29 protein-coding genes are annotated in these 25,877 nt (G+C 41.1%); 16 read left to right on the top strand and 13 right to left on the bottom strand.

The features are described 5' to 3' along the window. Window positions 1–59: 59 nt before the first annotated feature. Complete coding sequence (gene fliE / locus GWI58_RS09980) at window positions 60–371, bottom strand: flagellar hook-basal body complex protein FliE (RefSeq protein WP_004248328.1); 312 nt, start codon at window positions 369–371, stop codon at window positions 60–62. Between the two features lie 276 nt (window positions 372–647). Between fliE and fliF the strand changes: the two genes are divergently transcribed. The 13 genes from fliF to fliR all read left to right on the top strand — a co-directional run bounded on the left by fliF (window position 648) and on the right by fliR (window position 11,733). Further along, window positions 648–2,369, top strand: coding sequence for a flagellar basal-body MS-ring/collar protein FliF (fliF, locus tag GWI58_RS09985; protein ID WP_161769143.1), 1,722 nt, complete (start codon window positions 648–650; stop codon window positions 2,367–2,369). Further along, window positions 2,366–3,364 carry a flagellar motor switch protein FliG gene (gene fliG / locus GWI58_RS09990; RefSeq protein WP_004243510.1) on the top strand — a complete coding sequence of 333 codons (999 nt, stop codon included), beginning with the start codon at window positions 2,366–2,368 and terminating at the stop codon, window positions 3,362–3,364. Before fliF ends, fliG begins: the two co-directional genes overlap by 4 nt. After that, window positions 3,357–4,079, top strand: a complete 723-nt coding sequence (gene fliH, locus GWI58_RS09995; protein WP_004243511.1) for a flagellar assembly protein FliH — start codon at window positions 3,357–3,359, stop codon at window positions 4,077–4,079. The genes fliG and fliH overlap by 8 nt, the downstream gene beginning before the upstream one ends. Next, on the top strand, window positions 4,079–5,452 hold the full coding sequence (gene fliI / locus GWI58_RS10000; protein ID WP_004243512.1) for a flagellar protein export ATPase FliI: 1,374 nt from the start codon (window positions 4,079–4,081) through the stop codon (window positions 5,450–5,452). The genes fliH and fliI overlap by 1 nt, the downstream gene beginning before the upstream one ends. A gap of 30 nt (window positions 5,453–5,482) precedes the next feature. Beyond that, window positions 5,483–5,929, top strand: coding sequence for a flagellar export protein FliJ (gene fliJ, locus GWI58_RS10005; protein ID WP_004243513.1), 447 nt, complete (start codon window positions 5,483–5,485; stop codon window positions 5,927–5,929). Further along, window positions 5,929–7,341 (top strand): flagellar hook-length control protein FliK, encoded by a 1,413-nt coding sequence (locus GWI58_RS10010; RefSeq protein ID WP_161769144.1) that lies wholly within the window; start codon window positions 5,929–5,931, stop codon window positions 7,339–7,341. Before fliJ ends, GWI58_RS10010 begins: the two co-directional genes overlap by 1 nt. A gap of 177 nt (window positions 7,342–7,518) precedes the next feature. Continuing rightward, on the top strand, window positions 7,519–8,001 hold the full coding sequence (gene fliL / locus GWI58_RS10015) for a flagellar basal body-associated protein FliL (RefSeq protein ID WP_004243519.1): 483 nt from the start codon (window positions 7,519–7,521) through the stop codon (window positions 7,999–8,001). A gap of 5 nt (window positions 8,002–8,006) precedes the next feature. Beyond that, complete coding sequence (gene fliM / locus GWI58_RS10020) at window positions 8,007–9,038, top strand: flagellar motor switch protein FliM (RefSeq protein WP_004243520.1); 1,032 nt, start codon at window positions 8,007–8,009, stop codon at window positions 9,036–9,038. Continuing rightward, window positions 9,031–9,441 carry a flagellar motor switch protein FliN gene (gene fliN / locus GWI58_RS10025; RefSeq protein ID WP_161769145.1) on the top strand — a complete coding sequence of 137 codons (411 nt, stop codon included), beginning with the start codon at window positions 9,031–9,033 and terminating at the stop codon, window positions 9,439–9,441. Before fliM ends, fliN begins: the two co-directional genes overlap by 8 nt. A 3-nt stretch (window positions 9,442–9,444) precedes the next feature. Then, window positions 9,445–9,891, top strand: coding sequence for a flagellar biosynthetic protein FliO (fliO, locus tag GWI58_RS10030; protein WP_004243522.1), 447 nt, complete (start codon window positions 9,445–9,447; stop codon window positions 9,889–9,891). Further along, a complete protein-coding gene (gene fliP / locus GWI58_RS10035; RefSeq protein WP_004248331.1) occupies window positions 9,891–10,661 on the top strand; it encodes a flagellar type III secretion system pore protein FliP in 771 nt (256 codons plus the stop codon). Before fliO ends, fliP begins: the two co-directional genes overlap by 1 nt. Before the next feature lie 14 nt (window positions 10,662–10,675). Then, window positions 10,676–10,945, top strand: a complete 270-nt coding sequence (gene fliQ, locus GWI58_RS10040) for a flagellar biosynthesis protein FliQ (RefSeq protein ID WP_004243524.1) — start codon at window positions 10,676–10,678, stop codon at window positions 10,943–10,945. A gap of 5 nt (window positions 10,946–10,950) precedes the next feature. After that, window positions 10,951–11,733, top strand: coding sequence for a flagellar biosynthetic protein FliR (fliR, locus tag GWI58_RS10045; protein WP_004243525.1), 783 nt, complete (start codon window positions 10,951–10,953; stop codon window positions 11,731–11,733). A 311-nt stretch (window positions 11,734–12,044) separates the two neighbouring features. On the opposite strand, the gene flgL is transcribed toward fliR, so the two are convergent. From flgL to flgB, 11 genes are all read right to left on the bottom strand, one after another. Next, window positions 12,045–12,989, bottom strand: a complete 945-nt coding sequence (gene flgL / locus GWI58_RS10050; protein ID WP_004248336.1) for a flagellar hook-associated protein FlgL — start codon at window positions 12,987–12,989, stop codon at window positions 12,045–12,047. A 25-nt stretch (window positions 12,990–13,014) separates the two neighbouring features. Further along, window positions 13,015–14,658, bottom strand: coding sequence for a flagellar hook-associated protein FlgK (flgK, locus tag GWI58_RS10055; RefSeq protein ID WP_110229108.1), 1,644 nt, complete (start codon window positions 14,656–14,658; stop codon window positions 13,015–13,017). Window positions 14,659–14,776: 118 nt separating this feature from the next. After that, window positions 14,777–15,763, bottom strand: coding sequence for a flagellar assembly peptidoglycan hydrolase FlgJ (gene flgJ / locus GWI58_RS10060; protein ID WP_004243530.1), 987 nt, complete (start codon window positions 15,761–15,763; stop codon window positions 14,777–14,779). Further along, window positions 15,763–16,869, bottom strand: coding sequence for a flagellar basal body P-ring protein FlgI (locus tag GWI58_RS10065; protein ID WP_004243531.1), 1,107 nt, complete (start codon window positions 16,867–16,869; stop codon window positions 15,763–15,765). The genes flgJ and GWI58_RS10065 overlap by 1 nt, the downstream gene beginning before the upstream one ends. Window positions 16,870–16,883: 14 nt before the next feature. Continuing rightward, the gene (locus tag GWI58_RS10070) at window positions 16,884–17,627 is read right to left on the bottom strand and encodes a flagellar basal body L-ring protein FlgH (RefSeq protein WP_004243532.1); all 744 of its coding nucleotides are present in this window, start codon (window positions 17,625–17,627) and stop codon (window positions 16,884–16,886) included. A gap of 62 nt (window positions 17,628–17,689) precedes the next feature. Next, complete coding sequence (gene flgG, locus GWI58_RS10075) at window positions 17,690–18,472, bottom strand: flagellar basal-body rod protein FlgG (protein WP_004243533.1); 783 nt, start codon at window positions 18,470–18,472, stop codon at window positions 17,690–17,692. A gap of 19 nt (window positions 18,473–18,491) precedes the next feature. Then, on the bottom strand, window positions 18,492–19,247 hold the full coding sequence (locus tag GWI58_RS10080) for a flagellar basal body rod protein FlgF (RefSeq protein WP_004248338.1): 756 nt from the start codon (window positions 19,245–19,247) through the stop codon (window positions 18,492–18,494). 21 nt (window positions 19,248–19,268) lie between these two features. Next, complete coding sequence (flgE, locus tag GWI58_RS10085; protein WP_004243535.1) at window positions 19,269–20,489, bottom strand: flagellar hook protein FlgE; 1,221 nt, start codon at window positions 20,487–20,489, stop codon at window positions 19,269–19,271. Between the two features lie 28 nt (window positions 20,490–20,517). Beyond that, window positions 20,518–21,312 (bottom strand): flagellar hook assembly protein FlgD, encoded by a 795-nt coding sequence (locus GWI58_RS10090; RefSeq protein WP_161769146.1) that lies wholly within the window; start codon window positions 21,310–21,312, stop codon window positions 20,518–20,520. A gap of 12 nt (window positions 21,313–21,324) precedes the next feature. Next, the gene (flgC, locus tag GWI58_RS10095) at window positions 21,325–21,729 is read right to left on the bottom strand and encodes a flagellar basal body rod protein FlgC (RefSeq protein WP_004243537.1); all 405 of its coding nucleotides are present in this window, start codon (window positions 21,727–21,729) and stop codon (window positions 21,325–21,327) included. A 5-nt stretch (window positions 21,730–21,734) separates the two neighbouring features. After that, window positions 21,735–22,148: a flagellar basal body rod protein FlgB gene (flgB, locus tag GWI58_RS10100; protein ID WP_004243538.1), complete on the bottom strand. Its 414-nt coding sequence runs from the start codon at window positions 22,146–22,148 to the stop codon at window positions 21,735–21,737. Window positions 22,149–22,358: 210 nt separating this feature from the next. Between flgB and flgA the strand changes: the two genes are divergently transcribed. The 3 genes from flgA (at window position 22,359) to GWI58_RS10115 (ending at window position 24,318) form a co-directional block, all read left to right on the top strand. Continuing rightward, window positions 22,359–23,015 carry a flagellar basal body P-ring formation chaperone FlgA gene (gene flgA / locus GWI58_RS10105; RefSeq protein WP_161769147.1) on the top strand — a complete coding sequence of 219 codons (657 nt, stop codon included), beginning with the start codon at window positions 22,359–22,361 and terminating at the stop codon, window positions 23,013–23,015. A 551-nt stretch (window positions 23,016–23,566) separates the two neighbouring features. Next, window positions 23,567–23,866, top strand: a complete 300-nt coding sequence (gene flgM / locus GWI58_RS10110; RefSeq protein ID WP_004248342.1) for a flagellar biosynthesis anti-sigma factor FlgM — start codon at window positions 23,567–23,569, stop codon at window positions 23,864–23,866. 14 nt (window positions 23,867–23,880) lie between these two features. Next, window positions 23,881–24,318 carry a flagella synthesis protein FlgN gene (locus GWI58_RS10115; protein WP_223842416.1) on the top strand — a complete coding sequence of 146 codons (438 nt, stop codon included), beginning with the start codon at window positions 23,881–23,883 and terminating at the stop codon, window positions 24,316–24,318. A 150-nt stretch (window positions 24,319–24,468) separates the two neighbouring features. Here GWI58_RS10115 and GWI58_RS10120 read toward each other — a convergent pair whose 3' ends face one another. Continuing rightward, window positions 24,469–25,734, bottom strand: coding sequence for a two-partner secretion domain-containing protein (locus GWI58_RS10120; protein ID WP_161769148.1), 1,266 nt, complete (start codon window positions 25,732–25,734; stop codon window positions 24,469–24,471). Window positions 25,735–25,877 lie beyond the last annotated feature (143 nt).

A 25,877-nucleotide genomic window follows, 5' to 3' on the forward strand; every position in this document is an offset into this window, starting at 1 on the left:
TGTGCCCCCATCGAGCCACAACAAAGATAATATTCTTTTATCTCAATTAGTTAATTTTATCACACCTGCATTGACATAATCTCTTGATAAGCGGCGACCAGCTTATTACGCACTTGTACGCCCATTTGTAATGAGATGCTGGATTTTTGCATATCCACCATCACATCATTTAATTCAACACCGGGCGTACCTAACGTAAATGCTTGTACTTTGTTGGTTGCATTAACACGAGTTTCGTTAATTTTACCTACTGCTTGAACCAACTGAGTTGCAAATCCTGCCTGTACTGGCTGGGGTTTGGCAATATTGGATGCTTGTAAAGTTTGAATTTGCATTTTATCCAGAACACTTTCAATAGCTGGAATTGACATATAAACCTCTGCGTTAATCATCTAATTCAATTTTTGAATCAATGTCATAGTAAGTAGGTGAACCAACACGCTTACCGAGTAATACCCTAACACAGGGGCTTCATTCCAAAGCGAGTAATTAACGCAAAAGTTAAAGGCTAATTACGCCATTAAATGAAACGCAAAAGGCCAATAATGAGACACCTGAGAGTAGGTTTATTTATTTGCGTAAGGGGAGTCTGTTTTGTTACGCCACGCTTTTAGTATTCATCCCGAACTACAAGGCAAGGATTGTCTATGAATGCCGAAAAAACCGACGTTGTGAACCAGAAAAAAGGTTTTAACGCCATTATTAACCGGATAAAAGCCGATCCGAAAATTCCGCTTATTATTGCGGGTTCGGCGGCGATTGCCATTTTTGTTGCTGCTTTTTTATGGCTACAAAGCCCTGATTATAAAGTGCTTTATAGTAATCTTAGCGATAAAGATGGTGGCGAAATTGTCACACAGTTAACACAAATGAATGTACCCTATCGCCTATCACAAAATGGTTCTGCGATTATGGTACCTGACAATCAGGTTCATGAATTACGCCTGAAACTCGCACAAGCGGGGCTTCCAAAAGGTGGAGCTGCCGGTTTTGAACTACTTGATAAAGAAAAGTTTGGGATCAGCCAGTTCAGTGAACAGATTAACTATCAACGTGCACTTGAAGGGGAGCTTGCTCGCACCATCGAAACCTTAGGTCCAGTGCAAAATGCTCGTGTTCATTTAGCATTGCCTAAACCCTCTCTTTTTGTTCGTGAGCAAAAATCACCTTCTGCTTCTGTAACAGTAGGTCTGCTGCAAGGTAGAGCCTTGGACGAAGGTCAAATTAATGCCATCGTACATATTGTAGCAAGTAGTGTTGCAGGTATGCCCGATAGTAATGTGACCATTGTTGATCAAAGCGGTAAGTTATTAACACAGCCCGATGCTTTAGGGCGTGATCTTAATTCTATTCAACTCAAATATGTCCAAGAGTTGGAAAGTCGCTACCAGCAACGTATTGAAACACTATTAGGCCCTATTGTTGGGCGTGGTAATGTTCATGCGCAGGTCACCGCTCAAGTTGATTTTTCTCATACAGAAGAAACTGCTGAAGAGTACAAGCCTAATCAGCCCCCTAACCAAGCTGCAGTACGCTCAAAACAAGTGAGCCAAAGTGAGCAAAATGGAGGCATGTTAGCTGGCGGTGTACCCGGTGCGTTATCTAATCAACCTGTTGCACCACCGCAAGCGCCGATTGAAAAAGCCAAAGACGCGACGGCTGATGAGAAAACAACATCTACCAATGCTAATCGTTCAACGACACGTAATCCAAACAGCAATAGCCGTTTAGATGAAACAACCAACTATGAAGTAGATCGTCGTATCCGTCATGTTAAACGACCTGTTGGCAATATTGAGCGCCTTTCTGTTGCGGTAATCGTCAATTACAAAACCGTAGAGGACAAGAAAAAAGCAACAGAAGGTGAAGAGCCTATTGTCGAAAATAAACAAGTTCCGTTAACCGATGAACAGCTTCAACAAATTGAAAGTTTAGTACGTGAAGCGATGGGTTATTCCCAAGAGCGCGGTGACTCTTTAAGTGTGGTTAATTCTCAATTTAACGATACCAAAGAGCCAGTGATTAGCGTTCCTGTGTGGGAAAATCCACAAATATTGGCTAAAGCATTAGATTTAGGCCGCTGGTTATTGCTTGTTATCATCGCGTGGATCTTATGGCGTAAATTAGTGAAACCTCAACTTGAGAAACGCCGTGAAGCAGAAGTCGCCGCACAAAAAGCGATTTTGAAAACCAAGCTTGAGGTGACAGATGATGTCAACGAAGCTGAATTAGATGAAGAATCAAGACGTAAACAAGCACGTCAACGTGTTAGTGCCGAATTACAAAGCCAACGTATTCGAGAGATGGCAGAAAAAGATCCTCGTGTTGTAGCCATGGTAATTCGTCAATGGATGAGTAAAGAACAATGAGTAATGACTTAACTGGAACCGAAAAAAGCGCCGTTATGTTACTGACATTGGGTGAAGATCGCGCAGCAGAAGTATTTAAACATCTCACGACACGTGAAGTGCAACAACTCAGTATTGCGATGTCTTCTATGCGTCAGATCTCCAATCAACAACTCATTGATGTGATGGCAAGCTTCGAAGAAGATGCTGTTCAGTATGCGGCATTAAATGTGAATGCTAATGATTATTTACGCTCTGTACTTGTTAAAGCATTAGGTGAAGAGCGTGCTAATAATCTGCTGGATGAGATCTCAGAAACCCGTGAAACCACAACAGGTATTGAGACACTTAACTTTATGGAGCCACAAATGGCTGCCGATATTATCCGTGATGAACATCCACAGATTATCGCCACCATTTTGGTTCACTTAAAACGTGGCCAAGCTGCTGATATTCTTGCTCTGTTTGATGAAAAATTACGTAATGACGTCATGTTACGTATCGCAACATTTGGTGGTGTTCAGCCATCAGCCTTAGCTGAATTAACGGAAGTACTGAACAATTTACTTGATGGTCAAAATCTCAAACGTAGCAAAATGGGTGGTGTTCGTACTGCAGCTGAAATTATCAACTTGATGAAAAGTCAGCAAGAAGAAAATGTTATCACCGCAGTACGCGATTACGACGGCGAATTGGCACAGAAAATTATCGACGAAATGTTCCTGTTCGAAAACCTTATCGATATCGACAACCGTTCAATTCAGCGCATTCTACAGGAAGTGGAATCCGAATCCTTGGTTGTGGCATTAAAAGGTTGCGATCAAGAACTACGCGATCATTTCCTCAACAATATGTCGCAGCGTGCTGCTGAAATTATGCGTGATGACTTGGCGTCTCGTGGACCTGTTCGCATGTCTCAAGTGGAAGCTGAGCAAAAAGCAATTCTGCTTATTGTACGTCGCTTAGCTGAGAGCGGTGAAGTTGTTCTTCATGGAGGAGACGATACCTATGTCTGATAAAAATACTGATACAAACTGGAAGCCTTGGGTTCCAAAAGAACTTATTGACTGGGAATTAAAAGTCAAGGAAGACACGGGGTTAGACGAAAAGGAAGACGAAAATCAAGAAAAAGAAGTCGTTCAGCAACAGAAAGTCCTCGAGCAAATTAATATGCTTGATGACATGAAAGAAAAGGCTCAAAAACTGGGCCATGCTGAAGGCTTTGAGGCAGGGAAAAACCAGGGTTATCAGGAAGGCTATCAGGCAGGATTACAATCGGGTATCGAAGAAGGTATCCGTCAAGGCATTGCTAAACAAGAACCTTTTATTAATGAATGGCAAGGCTTATTAGCTGAATTTAGGCATTCATTAAATGGTTTAGATAGTGTTATTGCCTCACGATTAATGCAGATAGCACTCACAGCGGCCAAAGAAGTACTTGGACAACCTGCGGTCTGTGATGGCTCTGCATTACTTGCTCAAATTACACTAATGTTGCAACAAGAGCAGATGTTTGCAGGGGATCCGCAGCTACGGATTAACCCTAAACATATCCCTCTGATTGAAAAGGAATTAGGCGATTCTCTTACCGCCCACGGTTGGAAAGTGGTGGCTGATAATAGTATCCATGTGGGGGGATGCCGTGTTGTAACCAATGATGGTGATCTTGATTCCACAATTGCGACACGTTGGCATGAATTGTGTCGTCTTGCTGCACCGGAGGCGTTGTAATGACCGCAAGATTGGGGCGTTGGTTAGAAAAACTCGCTGATGCAGAATCTCGTTTAAATAAAATTCCGCGCATTCGCCAATATGGTCGCTTAACCCGTGCTACAGGCTTAGTTATGGAAGCTAAGGGGCTAGTTATGCCCCTTGGCTCTACCTGCTTAATAGAACGTACCATTGGTAAAACGGTTGAAGAAGTTGAAAGTGAAGTCGTTGGATTTAACGGTAGCCAAATGTTACTCATGCCACTACAAGAAGTGGAAGGATTAACCCCAGGTGCTCGAGTCTACGCTCAATCGATCCCCGGTCGTGAAGGCGAAGGCCGACAATTGCCCCTCGGAGATGCTCTATTAGGCCGCGTACTTGATGGCTCAGGAGATCCCCTAGATGGTTTACCGCCGCCAGATACCAGTTATCGTGCACCACTGATTACACCACCTATCAACCCATTACAACGTACCCCCATTACAGATGTACTTGATGTGGGTGTACGTGCCATCAATGCACTACTTACGGTCGGCCGTGGCCAACGTATGGGACTCTTTGCCGGCTCGGGTGTCGGGAAAAGTGTTCTATTAGGTATGATGGCGCGTTTTACTCAAGCCGACGTTATTGTCGTGGGGCTTATTGGTGAACGTGGTCGTGAAGTTAAAGACTTTATTGAGAATATCCTAGGTAAAGAAGGATTAGCACGCTCGGTGGTAGTAGCAGCACCTGCTGATGTTTCGCCACTCTTACGAATGCAAGGTGCTTCTTATGCAACCCGTATTGCCGAAGATTTTCGTGATCGCGGTAAACATGTTTTATTAATTATGGATTCGTTAACTCGCTATAGCATGGCGCAACGTGAAATTGCCTTAGCCGTTGGTGAACCACCGGCGACAAAAGGTTATCCCCCTTCTGTATTTGCAAAATTACCCGCACTTGTTGAGCGTGCAGGTAATGGCGTTGATGGTGGTGGCTCCATTACTGCTTTCTATACCGTGTTAACAGAAGGTGACGATCAGCAAGATCCAATCGCTGATTCTGCCCGTGCTATTTTGGATGGACATATCGTGCTTTCGCGTTCACTGGCGGAATCGGGTCACTACCCTGCTATTGATATTGAAGCGTCCATTAGCCGTGCGATGACCTCACTGATTGATAAAACACATTATCGCCGAGTACAAGTATTTAAGCAGCTATTATCCAGTTATCAGCGCAATCGCGACTTAATTAATGTAGGGGCTTATGCCGCAGGCAGTGATCCTATGCTGGATAAGGCGATTGCCCTTTATCCATCATTAGCAAAATTCTTACAACAAGATATTCAAGAGCAATGTAGCTATCAACATGCTTGTGAACAACTTAATCAACTGATCACACTAGATTCATTCTGAACATAATCAGAAAAAGTAAAGAGGGTTCCAATGCGGGAGCAGTCACCTTTAGTGACACTGAGGGAACTGGCACAGACAGCGGCAGAACAAGCTGCTGTCCAACTAGCCCAAGTCCGCCAGAGTCATCAACAGATGGAACAGCAACTCAATATGTTGATCGGGTATCAGGATGAATACCGTGTTCGTCTCAACCAGACGTTAAATGTGGGAGGCATGTCATCAGCATCATGGCAAAACTATCAACAATTTCTCAAAACACTTGAATTAACTATCGAGCAACATAAACAGCAACTTCGTCATTGGCAAGCGCAACTCGACCTTGCAACGGAACATTGGCGAGAAAAACAGCAACGACTCAATGCGTTTGAGACACTGGAGCAACGCGCTGAAGATAGCCGTAAGCGACAACTTGATCGTATTGAGCAGAAACAAATGGATGAGTACGCACAGCGTAGTACTTTACGGAGAACAACTTGATGGAGATAACGCTTCTGACCATGGATGTCACAGCAACCTCTCCGGGAACGACATCCGCTACAACAAGTCAACCCGGTGATAATGCGTCGACATTTGCACAACTTCTGAGTACTCAACCTCAGAATACACCCAGTGATAAAAAAAACGCCTCTATTTCAGGCCATTCCTCAAAAGAGAATAAGGCGCACAATCACACTGAAAAAAATAAAGACCAACAAAATGATGACGATATTGATACTATTGTCAATGAATATGCGGCATTAGAGGCTCCAGCAACGAAAAATACCCATCTTGCCCTCTCGTTACCTGATAATGAGCAATTTAGCTCAATTCTTGAAAATAAAACGGCCTCTTCATTAATGTCCGCAGAAGAATTAGCGGCAGAGCTTCCAGTACAACTTGCCGGGCTTGCAGGGTTAAAATCTACATCGCTTTCAGCCAACCAAGCTCATCAGCCACATTCGTTGGGAACCTCGTTAAAGCATGCTGGGAATGGAAACGAGTTATCTCACCTTATGGCAGAAAATGCCCGTGCTGAGCGTGATCTTGTCGATAAATGGCAACAATTCAATACGCAAGCTAATGCTGATGACAAATCATTGCTTGCTCAATTACGCCCTGAAACAGCGTCATTAACCCAACTTGCAACACATGAAGCTCGCCATTTAACGAATGGGCATTCAGCAAAGAAAGTTGATAACGTATCACTGTTATCTTCCGTAGCAGAAAAAGCGGATGGATTGTTAGCCGATGACAAAGCATCAGCCAATACAAAATTAGCCGATAATCTGGCAAACCAAATAATCGGTAATAACCGTATTGCTGAACGCGATCTACACAATAGATTATCGACCTCTTCGGTGTTTGCCTCTTCATCAGTAGCAAGTCATGCACAACCGTCATCAATGATGCAACCGCAAATGCATTTTTCCTCTATGCCTACCCCGATGTTAAATGCACAAATAGGCACACCGGAATGGCAACAGCAACTCAATCAGCAAATTGTGATGTTTAGTCGTAATGGTTTACAAAAAGCTGAGCTACGTTTACATCCCGAAGAGTTGGGTTCATTACATATTCGCATGAAAATTGAAGATGGACAGGCTCAATTACATCTTGCCTCTCAAAATGGACAAGTGCGTACTGTGTTAGAGAATTCCCTGCATCATTTGCGTCAAGCACTCTCTGAAAATGGGATACAACTCACACAAAGTCAAGTGTCTAGCGACAGTCATGACGGTTGGCAACAACAAAATATGTCAGATTCCTCTCAATTTAGTGGAAATGGTGCCGATAATCATCAAAGAAGCGAGGGTAATTCTATGCAATTAGCCTCAGAAACGGCACAAAAGATAACCCTTACGCCTCAAGAGTTAGCCTCTGCTCGTGGTGGTGTCGATATTTTTGCCTAATACAAATGTATTGGGAGGACACACTATGTCAATAAACGTAAGAGTTAATGGTTTTTTCCCTATCTGTTTCTGCCATTAAAAAACAGAAATAGCGGGATAATTAAGGTTGATTTAGATGGATATGGAAGTCCACAAAAGTGAACACGTATCCACTACAAAACAGGAATTTAACTGTCCATGTCTAATTACAGCAATGAACGTAAAAGCTATAGCTTAATTCTGATCATCCTATTATTGGTGATCGCCATTATTGCAGCGGCATTCGGTGGATATAGTTGGTGGGCATTGAAGCATGCTAAATCAGGTACTACGGGCACTAGTCAGCAAAAAGTTATACCGGCCCCCGTTTTTATGTCATTAGAGCCTTTTACCATCAATCTGATTGATGAAGAAGAACATTTAGATCGCGTACTCTACATAGGGATCACGTTACGCTTACATGATGAGAATACACGTAAGCGCTTACATGATTATTTACCCGAAGTTCGTAGTCGCTTGCTACTACTTCTTTCTCGTCAACACGCTAATAAAATTGCAACAGATGCGGGGAAACAACAACTCATGACAGAAATAAAAGAAACGCTGAGACCGACTCTTGTACCGGGTGAATCTGAACAGATCCTCTCCGATGTACTGTTTACCACGTTTATTCTGCGATAATCATTATGAGCGATAATATCCTTTCACAGGCAGAGATAGATGCTCTGCTGAATGATGACACATCAGGTGACGACGCCCAAAAAAGCGCGAACAGGGAACCTGCGATAGCGAAGGATCCGAATGAACCGGATATTCAGCCTTATGACCCGAACACGCAACGTCGTGTCGTTCGAGAACGGTTACAGTCGTTAGAAATTATTAACGAACGTTTTGCGCGTCAATTCCGTATGGGGCTGTTTAATATGCTTCGCCGAAGCCCTGATATCACGGTTGGTGGCATAAAAATTCATCCTTATCATGACTTTGCCCGTAACCTACCTGTACCAACTAATCTAAATTTGGTGCATTTAAAACCGTTACGCGGCACAGCGTTATTTACCTTTGAGCCGAATCTGGTTTATATCGCGGTTGATAACCTGTTTGGTGGCGATGGGCGTTTTCCAATTCCCGTTGAAGGACGCGAGTTCACCAATACAGAGCAGCGTATTATCAACAAAATGTTAAAACTGGCACTTGATGCCTATCGTGATGCTTGGGACTCCATCTTCAAAATTCAAGTTGAATATGTTCGTTCTGAGATGCAGGTAAAATTTACCAATATCACCTCATCGCCAAATGACATTGTGGTGACGACACCTTTTCAAGTAGAAATTGGCTCTATGGTTGGGGAATTTAGTATCTGTATTCCTTTTGCCATGATTGAACCGCTACGTGAACGGCTAATCAATCCACCAATTGAAAACCTTCGCCAAGAAGATAGCGTTTGGTTAGACAGTTTAGTTAACCAAGTTAAGCACTCAGAGCTTGAGTTGGTTGCTAACTTTACTGACATTCCGCTGCGTTTATCAAAAGTCCTTACCCTGAAAAAAGGGGATGTACTCCCTATTGATAAACCAGAAAGATTGATTGCACATGTTGATGGTGTGCCGGTATTAACAAGTCAATACGGTACAGTTCATGGGCAATACGCCCTTCGTGTTGAACATTTAATTAACCCTGTTTTAAACGCTCTGGATGAGGAACAAACCAATGAGTGATGAAAATCGCCCAACTGATAATTCACAATCGGCTGAGGATATGTGGGCTGATGCAATGGAACAGCAAACTGGCAAAAGCCAAGATAATAGTTCCGACGTATTCGAACATCTGTTACCTGAAGATGATACGCTTAATCATCTATCTGATATCAATTTGATTATGGATATTCCTGTCAAATTGACAGTAGAGTTAGGGCGTACCAAAATGACGATTAAAAAACTCCTAAGCCTATCACAAGGCTCTGTAGTGTCATTAGATGGGCTTGCGGGTGAACCCCTTGATATTCTTATCAATGGCTACTTAATCGCCCAAGGAGAAGTCGTGGTCGTTTCTGATAAATATGGTGTTCGCATTACCGATATCATCACCCCTTCAGAACGTATGCGCCGTCTGAGTCGTTGATCTATGGAACAGATCCCTTCCTTTTCCAGCCAAGGTGCGGTTAATACTGCCGCACCCGCCACAACGCAAACTATCCAAACACCGGCGCAACCTTTACCCGTTGGGCAAAGCCTTGTGCAAGTCAGCACCGCGCTTGCGGGTATTATTGTACTGATCATTGTTGCAATGTGGCTTTTCCGCCGTTTTGGCTTTGCTCGCGGTACATTTAAAGCTAATCAAGCACAACTCACGGTTAAAGCGAGCTGTTCATTAGGTACCAAAGAGCGTGTTGTCGTTGTTGAAATCGAGCAGGAATGGCTTGTATTAGGGGTTACGGCATCGCAGATTAATCTGTTACACACCTTACCTATTCCTAATCATGCCTCGCAGGAAGCGCCTATACCACCTTCTTCACCGTTATTTATTCAATTATTACAAAAAACGCTAAAGCGAGATAAAGGCAACTCATAATGCATCAGTGTGTCTCTTATTTTAACGCATTAAAGCGCTGGCCTCTCTTCGCTAGTGTCCTTATTTTGTCACTATTGCCAAGCCATGCGTTTGCTCAATTCCCCAGTGTTATTTCACACCCATTACCGGGAGGTGGCCAAAGCTGGTCATTGCCAGTACAAACACTGATTTTTATCACAGCCCTAGGTTTTATTCCCGCCGTATTACTGATGATGACGAGTTTTACTCGGATTATCATTGTGCTGGGTTTATTACGTAATGCGTTAGGGACACCTTCTGCTCCCCCTAATCAAGTGGTACTGGGTCTTGCGCTATTTATGACATTTTTTATTATGGCACCGGTGTTTGATAAAATTTATCAAGATGCTTATCTCCCTTTTAGTGAAGATAAAATCACTTTTGAACAAGCACTCGATAATGGCTCACAACCACTGCGCCAGTTTATGATGCAACAAACGCGCGAAACCGATCTTGCACTCTTTGCTCGTCTTGCTGATGCCCCCGCATTTGAAACACGCGATAGCGTACCCATGCGAATTTTAGTACCTGCTTATATTACCAGTGAGCTAAAAACCGCTTTTCAAATTGGTTTTATGATTTTTATCCCTTTTCTCATCATAGACTTAGTGGTTGCCAGCGTCTTGATGGCACTCGGTATGATGATGGTGCCACCCGCCACCGTTTCACTGCCTTTTAAACTCATGTTATTTGTATTAGTCGATGGCTGGCAGTTAATACTTGGCTCGTTGGCTCAAAGCTTTTTTAACTAGCAAAGAGGTTCTTTATGACGCCTGAATCTGTTTTAGCATTAGGAACGGAAGCGATGAAAATTGCCTTATCCCTTGCTGGACCTCTATTATTGTCTGCACTGGTTACTGGTTTAGTAATAAGCATGCTGCAAGCGGCAACACAAATAAACGAAATGACACTGTCGTTTATTCCTAAGATCCTTGCTGTATTAGCGGCTATTTTAGTCGCAGGCCCGTGGATGCTCAGTTTGCTATTAGACTATATGCATAACTTATTTACGGGCATTCCAGGAATGATTGGTTAATAACAATGATAACCTTGACCAGTGAAATACTTAATGGCTACATCAGTGATTTTTTCTGGCCATTTGTGCGTATTTTGGCACTCTTTAGTACCGCGCCTTTGTTTAGTGAAAAACAGACACCTAAAAAATTTCGTATTGGACTCGCCTTTTTAACCACAGCGTTAATTGCACCGGGGCTACCGCAAAGTCAAGTACCTCTCTTTTCTATCATGGCTTTTTGGGTACTGATCCAACAAATTTTAATTGGCACAATTTTAGGCTTATCTATGCAGTTAGCTTTTGCTTCTGTACGTCATGCAGGAGAAGTGATTGGTTTACAGATGGGGCTGTCATTTGCGACTTTCGTCGATCCTTCAGGTGGCCCGAATATGCCTATTCTTGCTCGTATCTTTAACATGTTAACCATGTTGCTTTTTATGGTGTTTGATGGGCATTTATGGCTGTTATCGGTATTAGCAGATACTTTCTATGTTGTTCCTATTGGAAATCAGACCTTTAATTCATTGGGTATCCTTACTTTAGTACAAAGTGGTGGCACTATATTTATTAACGGGATGATGTTAGCCATGCCATTAATTACTCTACTATTAGTACTCAACCTTTCATTAGGTATTTTAAACCGTATGACACCACAGCTTTCTGTTTTTGTGGTCGGTTTCCCTCTTACCCTCACGATCGGTATGTTGGCGTTATCACTGATTATGCCGGCATTACCTGTGTTTACTGAGCGCGTCTTTAGCGATACATTCAATCGTATTACCTTAATATTGCAGCAATTAGTTTCTTGAAAAACCTGATGATTGAGATTGTGTTATCTATTTTTCCATTGGCTAATTAAATTTAATCTGCTTTTTGTCACTTGTTTTGTTTATTCCACAATTAATATATCATTTGCTATAAACCAGTGATGAATAAAGTCAGCTAGATAACTTAATATTCGTGCTAAAGGATCAGCACGGGCACTTACTGCTACTGCGACTAAAGTCATGCATAAACCTTGTACTGACTTCATTCGTTACAGATAAAAAATCCCCTGATAAATATCAAGGGATAATCGCTTATTTTATAGAATAAGATGCTATTTACTATTACGACTAAATTAACGATACATCTTAAACATCGACATATCTTTCATGTCATTAAAAACTTTATAAGATGCCTGTAATACCGACTCTTCTTGATAATAATCTGAAATTGCTTGTGTCCAATCTAAGTCACGTAACTCACTTAAGCGTTTAGCATTTCTTAATGAGGTATCGGCACCTAAACTATCCAAATTTTCAAGCTCTTGAAGCTGTAAACCTAATTTAGCTTCCACACTAGAAATATTATTTAATGTGGCGCGATTAACACGGTTAGCCGTATTAATCTTATCTAATGCAGCATCACGATCAGCTTGTGGTTTTCCAACTAGAGGTTCACGTAGTGCACTGATGGCTTCATCTAAGGCATTAAAAATATCCGGTTCTGTGCCTTTTCCTCCCGATGATTGTAACGTTTCTATCCCTGTAAAGTTGGATACCATTTCAATATTGCTATCAACTTTTTGGGTAATTTGCTTGTCTCCACCTTGGTAGGTGATTTTACCCGTTTTGTCAGCAACAAAAGGAGGTTTATCTGTTTGGAAACCAGCAAAAACATAACGTCCAACACCATCTTTCGTATTGCCAATACCCACTAACTGATCTTTTAAACCACTTAATTGTTCCGCAAGAGAGGCGCGATCTTCATCACTTAATGCACCATCATTACCGGCAGCCACTAATGTTTCTTGAATTTTTGTGGTGATATTGACCATTTGGCTTGAAAGGCTCATTTGCAATGACATGCTGTTTTTAGCAAATCCACGTGCTGTCGCATATTGCTGATTACGCGCTTCAGATTGCTTAACCATTACCGCTTGTGAGGCCGCCATCGGATCATCAGAAGGTTTTTCAACACGTCGACCACTGGAAATTTTATTCCCTTCTGTCATCCATCTGCTTTGCGAGCTAGTAATATTATCCACTCGCTGAGTGTAAATTTGATTTGAACTTAAACGCACGATTTATTCCTTAATCAAAGAGGATTTATAAGACCTGCATAATCGCATCAAACATGGTATTTGCAGTTTGAATAACTTTTGCATTTGCCATGTAATACTCTTGGATACGATACATTTCGCCGTATTCTTCATCCAAGTTGACCCCTGAAATCGATTGTTGCTGTGTGAAAATACTGCTGGTGATCGCATTTTGCGCATCATAATCAACTTGTGCAGTATATACTTTATTACCCACCATACTTATTAGTGAGCCATAACCACCAGCAATTGTTGCTTTACCATCGATAAGTTTTTCATCGGGTAATTCGAACAATTTTTTCATGTTCTCATTATCACTAGGTCCAGAGTCTTTTGTACCCGCGGCTGCTATTTTGCTTGGATCGCTGATTGCAACACTCATCCCTGCAATCACGTTACCTACAGATTGAACAACGATAGAATCGCCCTCTTGTGCAGCTCCATTGACCTTGATGCTCATTCCTTCGAATTCTAATTCACCCGTTGTTGCATTAGGTGTTGCTGTAAATTTACGATTACCCGGCTCTACAGTGACATTCCATTTACCACCTTCATACTTAACCGTATAATCTGCAGCTTTAACTTCTCTTGTGTCAGTGTATTTGACATCGAAAGTCGCATCACCTTTGTTCTTACCATTAGGCATGGTATGTGCCCCACCTAGATTGAAGAACTTATCACCTTTATCGCCGTTTAAATCAAAACCTTGCTCATGTTGTTTATTAAATTGATCCCCCAACACTAAAGCTAATTGGTTTAATTGATTTCGGCTTGCATCTAATACTTCATTACGGCTACGGTAAGCGCCACCTAATTCACCGCCATTAATACGTTTAGCATCAACTTCACGGACTTCATCAATACCGTTGCTATAACCAACAACAAGGCGTTCACTGTTTTTACTGGAAGGAATAGCAGAGACTTCATAAGAGCGAGTCCCCGCAACAAGAGGAAGACCATTGGCAAAGCTGACATTAACAAATCCGCCATCTTGTTGGGTCACTTGTACATCAACCAGCGTATTTAGCTCTTGAATTAAACGGTCGCGTTGGTCCAGTAGATCATTAGGCTCGGCACCATTAAAACCTTGGGAGCGGCTAATTTCTTGATTTAATTTAGCTATCTGCTTGGAATATTCATTAATATTCTTAGTGGTATTAGTGACTTGGCTATTAATGTCTTTTTCGAGATCGCGCAATGATTGATCCGCTTTGTTAAACATATTCACCATTGCTTCCGCTTTACCCAGTATGGTGGTACGGGCTGGGTTATCTTCCGCATTGTTCGTTACATTAGGTAAGCTGGTAAAGAAGTCATCAATTGCACTGGAAACATCATTGCCTTTATCCGCTAATAAATCATTTATTTGCGAGATATTTTTGTTATAGCTATTTAAAGCACTCTGTTTTGTTACCGCACGATTCATTTGTCCCGCAAGGAACTCATTATATTCGCGATGAATACGACTCACATTAACACCATTTCCAATATAACCATTACTGGTCATCGTGCCACCGTTTTCATTAAATACGGTCATTTGACGGTTATACCAATTTACTTTTTGGTTAGCGATGTTATTACTAATTGTGCTCATCGCAGCTTGTGCTGCATTAAGCCCACTCATCGCTGTATTAATTAAATTGTTGGACATTTGTCTATCCTTTTACGTTTAGTCATCTCCTGTATGTTCGGAGCATAACTAGGCAATTGATATGGATGCTCTGCTATTTGTTATCGGTTATTCCCCTCTAAACTTGAGGGGAGAATAGTTAAAAGAGTTCACTTAAATCATGCGTATAGGTTTTCGCAACTTGCTCACCCTGTCCCTTTAATTGCCCTATAATAGAAACAAGTTTTTTGGCATACCCCGGATCGGTCGCATAACCGGCTTCTTGGATATGATAAGCAGCCTGTTCTGGTGTTTTGGCTTGCGGTACTTTGGCATAGCGCGGGCTTTCAGTAAGCAATCTTAGATAATCTTGGATAGCCTCCACATAAGAGCCGTAGACACGGAAATTATCACGCATCTTGATCGATTTACCGTCAATCACTTCCGTTGTCATAATATTAGTGACAGGCCCTTTCCAATAACGCCCCGCTTTAATACCAAACAGGTTGTAGCTCGGTTTTCCATCACCCGTTAAAATTTCTCGTTTACCCCAGCCAGATTCTAGTGCCGCTTGTGCTACAACTAAAAGATGATGAATACCTGTACCTTGTGTCGCTTGTTTAGCTGGCCCTAACAATTTAGCGGCAAAAGAAGCGCTACTTTCAGACAGTCCTTTTAACTTGCCTACCGTACTTTCAACTGCATTTTGTAACGGTTGCATCGCACGATAGAGCTGGCCTAATGCTTGTGTTGGCATTGATTGAAAAATATCACTGCTGTCTAATGGCATCGGCGTTTTACCGGCCAGTTCGCTCGGTTCCATCGTTACTTTAGCTGACAGTTGTTTTTCAATCATGTCAGCAAACCCCAAGCCTTTTTTGGATAAATCTTGAGCAATTTGCTGATCATAAAGAGAGGTGTACATTTTAGTGCTTTCTGAATTGAACATACTCTCTTGTGGAATAGCTTCACGCATACTTTTTAACATCATTTGCACAAAAACCCCCTCAAGTTGCTGCGCCACTTGGCGCAGCCCTTGCTGATCAGCATTTTGTCCAACCTGATATTTAAGTTTATTCAATGCGTTACTATCATATGCCGGCGTTGAAATATTCGGCATTGAAGAAAGCAGAGATAACTCTTTCATCAGATAATCTCCAATCTCGCCCGTAAACAACCCGCACTTTCCATCGCTTGTAATATCGACATGAGATCTGTTGGGGTCGCACCTAACGCATTGAGTGAACGGATCACTTCATTGAGGCTAGCACTGGCGTTGACTTTTTGTAATGAACCACCCTTTTCATTGACATTAACACTCGTGTTACGTGACACAACCGTACTGCCACCTGCAAAGGGGGTATTCGGTTGACTCACATTCACTTGGCTATCTACCGTAACAGATAAGTTGCCTTGTGCGATGGCACAGCTACCTAATACCACATCACGGTTCATTACAACAGAACCTGTTCTTGCATTGATAATCACTTTAGCATCAGCAATAACTCGTTTTACCTCAAGGTTTTGCACATCTGCTAAGAAACGAACTTGTTCACTTTTACCAAGAGGCACACGTAATTGCACCGTACGGGCATCAAGAGGAAGCGCCGTTCCTACCCCACGTAGCTTATTAATCGCATCAGCAATACTTTGTGCTAGCGTGAAGTTTTCTTCATTAAGCTGTAAGTTTAATAATCCTGTTTGACCAAACTGAGAAGGTAACTCACGCTCAATAATGGCACCGTTACTAATACGTCCACCCGCTAACTGATTGACTTTTACGCTACTGCCTCCCGCAGAAGCACCAGAGCCACCGACAATAATATTCCCTTGGGCTACCGCATAAACCTGGCTATCTACCCCTTTAAGTGGGGTCATCAGTAACGTACCACCTCGTAAGCTTTTGGCATTACCTAATGAAGAAACAACCACATCGATAGATTGTCCAGTACGTCCAAAAGGAGGTAGTTTTGCTGTCACCATTACTGCTGCGACGTTTTTTAACTGCATATTAGTGCCCGCAGGTACGGTGATCCCCAATTGTGAGAGCATGTTATTTAGACTTTGCGTGGTAAAAGGTGTTTGCATGGTTTGGTCACCCGTACCATCAAGGCCAACAACCAAACCATAACCAATCAGCGCATTTTCTCTTACCCCTTCAACCGAAGTAAGATCTCTGATCCGTTCGGCATGGGCAGAAAAGCCGACACATGTCATCACGATAAAGAAAAGGCTAATCGCTAATTTTTTCATCTAGATCCTACTCGTTAAAAAGGTGATACATTTAAGAAGAAACGTTGTAGCCATCCCATGGATTGCGCTTCATTAATATAACCGTCTCCGATATATTCAATACGCGCATCAGCAACTTGGGTTGAGTTTACCGTGTTTGAGCCACTGATAGTGCGCGGATTCACAACGCCTGAAAATCGAATAAATTCAGTGCCTTGGTTTATCGCAATTTGTTTTTCACCCACCACATGTAGATTGCCATTTGCCAATAACTGATCAACCGTTACCGTAATGGTGCCTTTAAAGGTGTTATTCGCATTAGCACCACCTTTACCACCGAACTCACTGTTTCCTTCCATGCCCATATCAGTACGGCTATTCCCTAATAATCCTTCTAAGAACCTTGGTGTAATAGAAGCAAGGAAACCGGCTTTACCATTGCGACTGGCATTCGCCGACGAGTTTTTACTGGCACTGACATTTTCTTGCAAGGTGATAGTCAATGTATCGCCAATATTTCGCGGTCGCCTATCTTCAAATAATGGCTGATAACCAAAATAAACCGGCTGAGTAGCCTGAAAAATAGAGCCATTAGGTGCTGGTGTGGTGGGCGCAGTAGGTATTGCCGTGGTGTGTCCTTCAACCAATGGTTTTTTCGGTATCTGAGCGCACCCTGCTAGTGTCAGTACCAACAGGGCGGTACCTAAACGTTGATGACGACGCCATCTGACACTAAGCTTGCTTGCCCCAGAATTGTCAGTAATGACCTTTGTATCCATCTTCGATACTCTTTTAGTAATACGCCTGACAGAAATTCTGTCAGGCTAATGAATCAACGAAATTAGAGTTGCGTGAGTTTCTGTAACATCTGATCAGAAGTTGAAATCGCTTTACTATTAATTTCATAAGCACGCTGAGTCTGGATCATATTGACCAATTCTTCCGCGACATTAACGTTAGAGGTTTCAACATATCCCTGATATAACAAGCCCGCACCGTTAATACCCGGCGCATTCTCAGTGGGTGCTCCGGAGCTGGCTGTTTCTAAGTACAGATTTTCCCCAACACTTTCTAACCCGCTATCATTAATAAATGTGGTGAGGGTTAATTGCCCTACTTGTTGAGGTGCAGGCGATCCTTCAATCTCCACACTGACAATACCATCACGACCTACCATCACCTTTTTAGCGGTTTCTGGCAAAATAATCGCTGGGACGATTTGAAAGCCACTGGAGGTCACTAGTTGCCCATTTTGGTCCATTTGAAAAGAGCCATCACGAGTATAAGCATCCGTACCATCAGGTAATTGAACATGGAAAAAACCTTGCCCTTTGATAGCAACATCACGCGTACCATTAGTTTGCGCTAAATTACCTTGGCTATGTAAACGTTCTGTCGCCACTGGGCGAACACCAGTACCAATTTGTAAACCAGAAGGCGCATTCGTCTGCTCGGATGTCATCGCTCCCGGTTGACGAATAGTTTGATAGAGTAAATCCTCAAAAACCGCACGTTGGCGTTTAAAACCATTTGTGCTGACGTTTGCGAGGTTGTTGGAAATCACATCCATGTTAGTTTGTTGTGCATCCAACCCTGTTTTAGCAATCCATAAAGAACGGATCATGGTTTTCCCCTTACACTATTTAACTCATTGATAGCAATTGGTTAGCGCGCTGCGCATTATCATCTGCACTGTGGATCACCTTCATTTGCATTTCGAAACGGCGGGCATTGGCAATCATATCGACCATAGCTTCAGCAGGATTGACGTTGCTACCTTCTAATACACCAGCAAGAACTTTGACGTTATCATCCGCAGGTAATGTTTCACCCACTCGTGCTGTACCTTGAGGTGATAGGTGAAATAGACCATCATCGCCTCGTACCAAATCATTTTGTTCTGGCTTCACCATTTTTAGGCGACCAATTTGCCCTAGCATTTTCGGTGGATCGGTAGGGACATGAGCCGTGACAATGCCGTTATTAGCAATGCTAATTTCCGCTTGTGGTGGCACTTCAATTGCGCCATTATCGCCCATCAAAAGACGCCCTTGTACCATCAACATGCCATCAGCGTTACGCTCAATATTGCCGTTTCGGGTATACGCTTGCGTACCATCTTCAAGTTGAACAGCCAAATAGCCATTATCACTTAAAGCAACGTCCATCGGTCTGCCGGTGTAATTCATCGTTCCCTGACGCTGATCACTACCGGGCGTTGACGCGACGGTAAGTGTACGCGTCGGTAAGGTTTCGCCATTGATAGGTACGGCTCGCATCGCACTAAGTTGCGCTTTAAACCCTGGTGTTGATGCATTTGCTAAATTGTTCGCCACGACAGCTTGGTTTTCCATTGAGTGTCTGGCACCGCCCATCGCGGTATAAATCACATGATCCATAACAGATGATTTCCTGCGTTATTAGCGCATGCTAACTAGTGTTTGCAGGATCTGATCCTGAGTTTTGATAGTCTGCGCATTAGATTGATAGTTACGTTGAGCAACAATCATGTTAACTAACTCTTGGCTCATATCTACGTTAGAGGCTTCTAAGGCATTGTTGGTTAATTTACCGAATACGCCAGAGCCTGCCACACCAACAATGGGTGAGCCTGAACCATTGGTTTCAGACCACATATTGTCACCTTGTGAACTTAAGCCACCAGGATTGGCAAAGTTAGCTAATGCGATTTGACCAACTACTTGGCTTTGTTGGTTTGAGTAGGTCGCCATAATGGAACCATCTGGCTCAATACGGAAATTGGTGAATTCCCCTGCTTGGTAACCATTTTGCGCGAGTTTAGAGACACTTGATTCAGCGACTTTTTGCTGCGTACTACCACTAAAGTTCATTTCCATATCCATGGGTTGTGAACCTTTATAAGCAACGGTAGTAAAGTTTTTCAGCTTAGGTGCTGTTTCATCTAATACCCCGTTATCCTTATAAACTAATTTACCCAGATCTTGTGCTGGCTCACCTGTTGTGGTGTCTTGAGCATAAACACTCCATTCGTTATCTTTGGTTTTAACAAAGAATAAGTTCAGGTTATGTTCATTACCTAAGCTATCGTAGGTTGTCACGTTAGTACTAAAGTTATAAGAATCGTTATCTTTGGGATCAAATTTATGTGTTGTTTGATCGATAGCCTCTTCAGCTGAATTCAAGTTAACCGTCATATCCATTTTATCGGTTGCACTTGCATTCATCATATCGGTAGGAATAATGATAGGCGTTGGTGTTGCCCCTTTTTGTACTACATTTTTACCGTCTACGTTTTGTACTGGATAACCTGTAATACGCATGCCTTGCATATTAGTGAGATAGCCGTTTTTATCTTTGCCAAATTCACCATTACGTGAATAGAAAACGCCACCGTTACTATCTTCAATACGGAAGAAACCACCACCAGAAATCGCCACATCGGTTGGGCGGTTAGTAGTAGTGATACTACCATCTTTAAAGTTTTGGCTAATGCCTGATACTTTTACACCAAGCCCTGCACCAGAGCCGGCAAAAACATCGGCAAAAGAGACTGTTGCCCCCTTAAAACCGTAGGTTGCAGAGTTTGAGATATTATTACCAATAGTATCTAAATTAGCGGCTGCTGCATTTAAACCACTGACTGCTTGAGAAAAGGACATGCGCCCTCCATTATTGAATTAATGTTGATTAAAAAACTTTACGAATTTCGTCCAATGAAACGATGACACCGAGGCCAACATCAAGATGAGGTTTTCCCTCTTTCATAGAAACGGAATTGACTACCGCACTTTTAAGTGTTTTTACTGGGACTTGCGCATCATTAAATGTGGCATTTACTGTAAATTGATATTTTCCAGTAGGAACTTTGTTACCATCATCATCCGTGCAATCCCAAAAGAAGTGATAAACATCCGGCAGAATTTTTGAATTCATTTCGATCGTGCGAACTTTAGCCCCACTACTATCAGTAATATTGACTGTAAGCGTATCTATTGGACTAAAGGATTCAAAACCAAAGGCGCTGGAGAAGATATTTTTATTATCTGTCACATCAGTAGATGCAGGTAACTTATCTAATTGAGTATCAGGTGTTGTATCTGTATCTATATCTGTATCAGATCCAGCGTTTTCACCATTATTAATCTTATCAACGCTGATTTCATTACCGGCAATCATCACCACATGGTTAACTAATGAGGTTGCACGTAATGCCTGACTTTGGTCTATTTGGCCAACAATGGTATTGACTGTTTTATTGAGCGTCTCTATCCCTTCAACCGTAGAAATTTGAGCTAACTGAGACGTTAGCTCATTATTCTGCATTGGGTTGGTGGGATCTTGGTTTTGCATCTGCGTGATAAGTAACGTCAGGAAATTACCTTTGATATCATCACTACCCCCTTTTTTAGTGTGGTAGGACGAAGGCGCTTCCCCGATAATGGTATTATCAGTAGGTTCATTCATTGAGGCAGAAATACCCACAATTTATTCTCCCTATTGACCTATCATTAACGTTTTTTGCATCAGCGATTTCGCTGTATTCATCACTTCAACGTTAGCCTGATAACTTCTTGACGCCGAAATAGTGTTGATCATCTCACCGACGACATCGACATTAGGCTTACGCACATAGCCTTTTTCATCTGCAAATGGATTTCCTGGCTGATATTCCATACGAAAGGGGGTCGGATCATCCACCACTTGCGTAACATGAACACCACCAATATCTTGGCCTGCCGGCGCATTCACTTGGAAAACGACTTGTTTTGCACGGTAAGGTTCACCATCAGGCCCCACAACGCTATCTACGTTGGCCATATTACTTGCACTGACGTTTAAACGTTGTGATTGTGCTGAAAGTGCAGAACCTGAAATATCGAAAATACTAAATAAAGACATACTCTTTATCCTTGTTGCAATACAGCCATCATGCTTTTAACTTGAGAGTTAATAAATGTCACATCTGCCTGATATTTAACGCTATTATCGGCAAAATTGCTCCGTTCCATATCCATATCGACCGTGTTACCATCCATCGATGTTTGATGAGGAACCCGATAAAGCAAATCAGCCTCTAAACGATAACCCGGCTTAATGGGAATATGGCGTTCTGATGTCATTGTCAGTTGCAATCCATGACTACCAGTACGCCCGTTTTCCATGGTTTTTTTCAACTCAGCCGCGAAATCAATATCCCGAGCTTGGAAGCCTGGCGTATCAGCATTAGCAATATTTGCCGCCAAAATTTCTTGGCGTTTATTACGTAGTGAAAGCGCTTCTTGTTGAAAATGAAACGTATTTTCTAATTTATCGAGCATCTTCTATCCTTGGTGGCTAAGCCACTTACCCTCAGCTGATAAAACAATTTCAGTTAACAGAATAAACGCTCAAAAAAAAGATGATTGGAGGAATAGGGGTAAATTGAATTGCTATTTATGCGTTTAAGGCATGTGAAGAGGATGTACACTATTTTGGCTAAATAAGTTTAACCACACCATTAGCATAAACTTTATAAGGTGATACAAACTATGTCTGTTAGAACGTTTATCGGTGTTATTTCTTTTTTCTTTATAGTAAATAGCGGTATAGCCAATCCCCTACCCGAAGCGCTACAGCAATTTTTCCAAACGCGCCACCACAAAGACGATAAAGTCACCGTAACCGTTTTAACCCCAGAGGATAAATGGCCACATTGCCAACAACAAGAAATCCTACAGCATGCAGGCTCTCGCAATTGGGGACGTCTTTCTATCCCCATTCAGTGCGATAATCAACGTCGTTTTATACAAGTAGGTGTGAATGTTTATGGACAATATTTAGTCGCTAAAAAAGAGATTAATCGTGATGATGTAATAACAACATCTTCGATTAAGATCATAAAAGGTGATTTAGAAAAGCTACCTTATGACGTGTTAAGAGATCCAATTTTTATTAAAAATGCCATTGCTATGCGCCATATTGCGACCGGAAAACCGATAACATCAACCATGATCCGTCGCCCTTGGGCCATTTTAGCGGGGCAGACTGTAACGGTTTTTGCACAAGGTGATCACTTTCAAATCCGTTATGAAGGAAAAGCGATTAACAATGCCGTTGCCAATGAAAGTATTCGTATACGGGTCAAATCAGGGCAAATTATTACTGGTGAAGCGCTTGAAAATGGCTCTGTACGTATCCCCTTGTAATACATTAAAGATAACAATTAAAGGTAACGATAAGCAGAATAAGCCTATATTAAATGACTTGTTAACCGTTTTAATGGTAGCAAAGCAAGGTAAACTCTCTTGCACTATAAGTTGAATAAAAACGCTGCTTGTAGACTAGTGCTAATAAGTACGCTACAGCTTGAAGTATGACGAGAAAATACTCTAAATAATTCAAGTTGTAGCTAGGCGGCAAGCGAATGAGTCGCTAGGAGCATACATAAGTATGTGACTAGTGCGAATGAGTGACGCCAACAACGCTACAGCTTGAAGTATGACGAGAAAATACTCTAAATAATTCAAGTTGTAGCTAGGCGGCAAGCGAATGAGTCGCTAGGAGCATACATAAGTATGTGACTAGTGCGAATGAGTGACGCCAACAACGCTACAGCTTGAAGTATGACGAGTAAGATAACATTAAAGTTTATATCTACACTGCCGATATAAAACTACAAGATGATAGGCGAAAACACATAGGTTGTTTACAATGGCTTCATCTGACGATTAATTGATGCCTAACAAAGGATTTTCCTATGAGTATTGAACGCACAAATCCACTTATCCCAATCACGGCCATTTCTCAGCGTAACCTTAATGAAGGTGCCCAAGAAGCACGAAAAACCGGTAATACGCAAACAAAAGCAATGGCGGGTGATACTTCTGTGAAACTAAGTGAAGCACAGAAAAAATTAGTTCAACCTAGCAATCAAGACATCAATGTCGAGAAAGTTGCCCGTTTAAAAGCAGCGATTGCCGATGGAACATTAACAATGGACAGTAGCAAAATTGCGGAAGCACTTTTCCGAGAAGCTGCTGAAAGCATAACTAAATAATATTAAAGATTATGATGGAAGAACTCCGCCAGACCTTAGATCTTCAGTTATCACAGCTCAATACCATTGCGGGTATTTTACGTGCTGAGCAACAGTTATTATGTGCAGGAAGTATTGATATCAATAAGCTGCATGAAATAACTGAACAGAAGAATTTTGTATTAACAGCTCTAGGTCATACCGATCAAAAACGTCAAATACTCAGTAAACAAGTCGGTATTGATAGACCCTATCAAGGACAGCCTTTTTTAGCTGATTTATGGGGGCAACTGGTTGATCTAACGGAAGAGTTAAAACATCTTAATCAACACAATGGCTTATTGTTAGAGCAACATATTACTCGCAATAGTGAAACGCTGCATTTTCTACAGAAAAATCATAGCCCAACACTTTATGGTGCAGATGGACAAGCACAGCGTTCAATATTAGCTGGGCGAAAAATACAAATATAATTTTCTTTTATAATTAAAGAATAGTCCCTGTATTATCTCAATATAATACAGGGAGTGTTTTATTTAATATATTAATTTATATATAACAACCTTCAGATAAAGATTGAATTAGCGTTAGGATTTAAATCGATAGTAATAATTAAAATAGCCTTATTTGTATTCAGTATAATCTATAATAGTTGATCTACCTAATTTATATTTTGTTCCCCCCTCTAATCTTAATCCCTCTGTTCCTATTAACAAGTTTTTACCTTCAATATCAACTTTATCATCATTTAATTGTAATATAACATGACCATCCCCCTGGATTTTACCACTAAGAAATATACTATCCTCAGCGAGGATATGAAAAACACTATTATACGACAATGATATATTACCTATTCCTAGGGTTCCTATGGTTCCTACTCTTCCATATAAATAACTATCATCAATATTAAATGTTCTATCTAAAAGCAACCTATCCGCTTTCATAAATAGAATACTATCTTTAACATTAAATGATGAATTATTAAGACCAGAAGAATATTGATAAACCATTACTTTTGATTGTTTCGTCCCATCATAAGCTGTTCTATATAAATTATCATCTTGATTTATATCTATGTTTCCTGCATTAATTAAGCTATAAGACTCATGATTTAGTGACAAAGTATTTATATTACCATCATTATAAACGTTACCCTGTTTTGATTTTATTATTAAATATCGACTATTTATTCCTGCCTCTGTCCTTAACAAAAAATGGCTGTATTTATTATAATCATTTTTAGCTCCAAGATTAAACTCACTTAACCCTATATCAAAACGAATATATTCAGCATTTAAATCACCGTCAATCAAGTCTACATTATTAGAGATAATATTTATCATTCCAGATGAAATATCTTTATAATTGCGATTAATATGACTATGTTCATTTTTATCTAATTTATTTCTCATATCAAAAACAACACTAGAACCTATATCTGCTATAGTGAATGTCTTAGAAAATTTCCCTGTACTGCTACCTGCAATTAGTTTAATATCATTAATTCCAGAGAAAGAACAATCACGACAAGAAATTCCATTAGGATTAGCTATAACCACTGTCGCCTTTTTTCCTTGTAACTCAAGCTCACCTCTTAGAATTGAAAAATCTTTAGAAACAACCTCATTAATAATTAATTCTGCTTCAGCATTATTTTTTAATGATAAACCCAAATTACCAACATCAAGACGATTATAATAGATATGGGCGGTACCATCTTGATTAGTATTTATCACTTCAATTTGTGTTTTCCCTGTGTCACTATCAATAGATACCTGTGCATCTGATAATGAATCAGGGTTTAAAATAACATCTTGATGAGCATAACAAGATAATGAAATAAATACAGATAACAGTGAGACAGTAAATAGAGCGTTTTTTTTCATGGACATTTCCTTTGGTTTTAAAACTGATTATCATAATTAGCACAAGGAACAATTAATTTAAAAAAAAATCCATATAAAAAACATATAGACAAAGCATTTAAAAAAACATATAAATAATATATTAATGATTAAGTATTTATATT

The sequence above is a fragment of the Proteus sp. G2674 genome (assembly GCF_009915195.1).
Taxonomy (GTDB): domain Bacteria; phylum Pseudomonadota; class Gammaproteobacteria; order Enterobacterales; family Enterobacteriaceae; genus Proteus; species Proteus mirabilis.

Coding starts and splice junctions, on each gene's coding strand:
- fliE (WP_004248328.1), bottom strand. CDS start 371: ATGTCAATTCCAGCTATTGAAAGTGTTCTGGATAAAATGCAAATTCAA.
- fliF (WP_161769143.1), top strand. CDS start 648: ATGAATGCCGAAAAAACCGACGTTGTGAACCAGAAAAAAGGTTTTAAC.
- fliG (WP_004243510.1), top strand. CDS start 2,366: ATGAGTAATGACTTAACTGGAACCGAAAAAAGCGCCGTTATGTTACTG.
- fliH (WP_004243511.1), top strand. CDS start 3,357: ATGTCTGATAAAAATACTGATACAAACTGGAAGCCTTGGGTTCCAAAA.
- fliI (WP_004243512.1), top strand. CDS start 4,079: ATGACCGCAAGATTGGGGCGTTGGTTAGAAAAACTCGCTGATGCAGAA.
- fliJ (WP_004243513.1), top strand. CDS start 5,483: ATGCGGGAGCAGTCACCTTTAGTGACACTGAGGGAACTGGCACAGACA.
- GWI58_RS10010 (WP_161769144.1), top strand. CDS start 5,929: ATGGAGATAACGCTTCTGACCATGGATGTCACAGCAACCTCTCCGGGA.
- fliL (WP_004243519.1), top strand. CDS start 7,519: ATGTCTAATTACAGCAATGAACGTAAAAGCTATAGCTTAATTCTGATC.
- fliM (WP_004243520.1), top strand. CDS start 8,007: ATGAGCGATAATATCCTTTCACAGGCAGAGATAGATGCTCTGCTGAAT.
- fliN (WP_161769145.1), top strand. CDS start 9,031: ATGAGTGATGAAAATCGCCCAACTGATAATTCACAATCGGCTGAGGAT.
- fliO (WP_004243522.1), top strand. CDS start 9,445: ATGGAACAGATCCCTTCCTTTTCCAGCCAAGGTGCGGTTAATACTGCC.
- fliP (WP_004248331.1), top strand. CDS start 9,891: ATGCATCAGTGTGTCTCTTATTTTAACGCATTAAAGCGCTGGCCTCTC.
- fliQ (WP_004243524.1), top strand. CDS start 10,676: ATGACGCCTGAATCTGTTTTAGCATTAGGAACGGAAGCGATGAAAATT.
- fliR (WP_004243525.1), top strand. CDS start 10,951: ATGATAACCTTGACCAGTGAAATACTTAATGGCTACATCAGTGATTTT.
- flgK (WP_110229108.1), bottom strand. CDS start 14,658: ATGTCCAACAATTTAATTAATACAGCGATGAGTGGGCTTAATGCAGCA.
- flgJ (WP_004243530.1), bottom strand. CDS start 15,763: ATGAAAGAGTTATCTCTGCTTTCTTCAATGCCGAATATTTCAACGCCG.
- GWI58_RS10065 (WP_004243531.1), bottom strand. CDS start 16,869: ATGAAAAAATTAGCGATTAGCCTTTTCTTTATCGTGATGACATGTGTC.
- GWI58_RS10070 (WP_004243532.1), bottom strand. CDS start 17,627: ATGGATACAAAGGTCATTACTGACAATTCTGGGGCAAGCAAGCTTAGT.
- flgG (WP_004243533.1), bottom strand. CDS start 18,472: ATGATCCGTTCTTTATGGATTGCTAAAACAGGGTTGGATGCACAACAA.
- GWI58_RS10080 (WP_004248338.1), bottom strand. CDS start 19,247: ATGGATCATGTGATTTATACCGCGATGGGCGGTGCCAGACACTCAATG.
- flgE (WP_004243535.1), bottom strand. CDS start 20,489: ATGTCCTTTTCTCAAGCAGTCAGTGGTTTAAATGCAGCAGCCGCTAAT.
- flgC (WP_004243537.1), bottom strand. CDS start 21,729: ATGTCTTTATTTAGTATTTTCGATATTTCAGGTTCTGCACTTTCAGCA.
- flgB (WP_004243538.1), bottom strand. CDS start 22,148: ATGCTCGATAAATTAGAAAATACGTTTCATTTTCAACAAGAAGCGCTT.
- flgA (WP_161769147.1), top strand. CDS start 22,359: ATGTCTGTTAGAACGTTTATCGGTGTTATTTCTTTTTTCTTTATAGTA.
- flgM (WP_004248342.1), top strand. CDS start 23,567: ATGAGTATTGAACGCACAAATCCACTTATCCCAATCACGGCCATTTCT.
- GWI58_RS10115 (WP_223842416.1), top strand. CDS start 23,881: ATGGAAGAACTCCGCCAGACCTTAGATCTTCAGTTATCACAGCTCAAT.
- GWI58_RS10120 (WP_161769148.1), bottom strand. CDS start 25,734: ATGAAAAAAAACGCTCTATTTACTGTCTCACTGTTATCTGTATTTATT.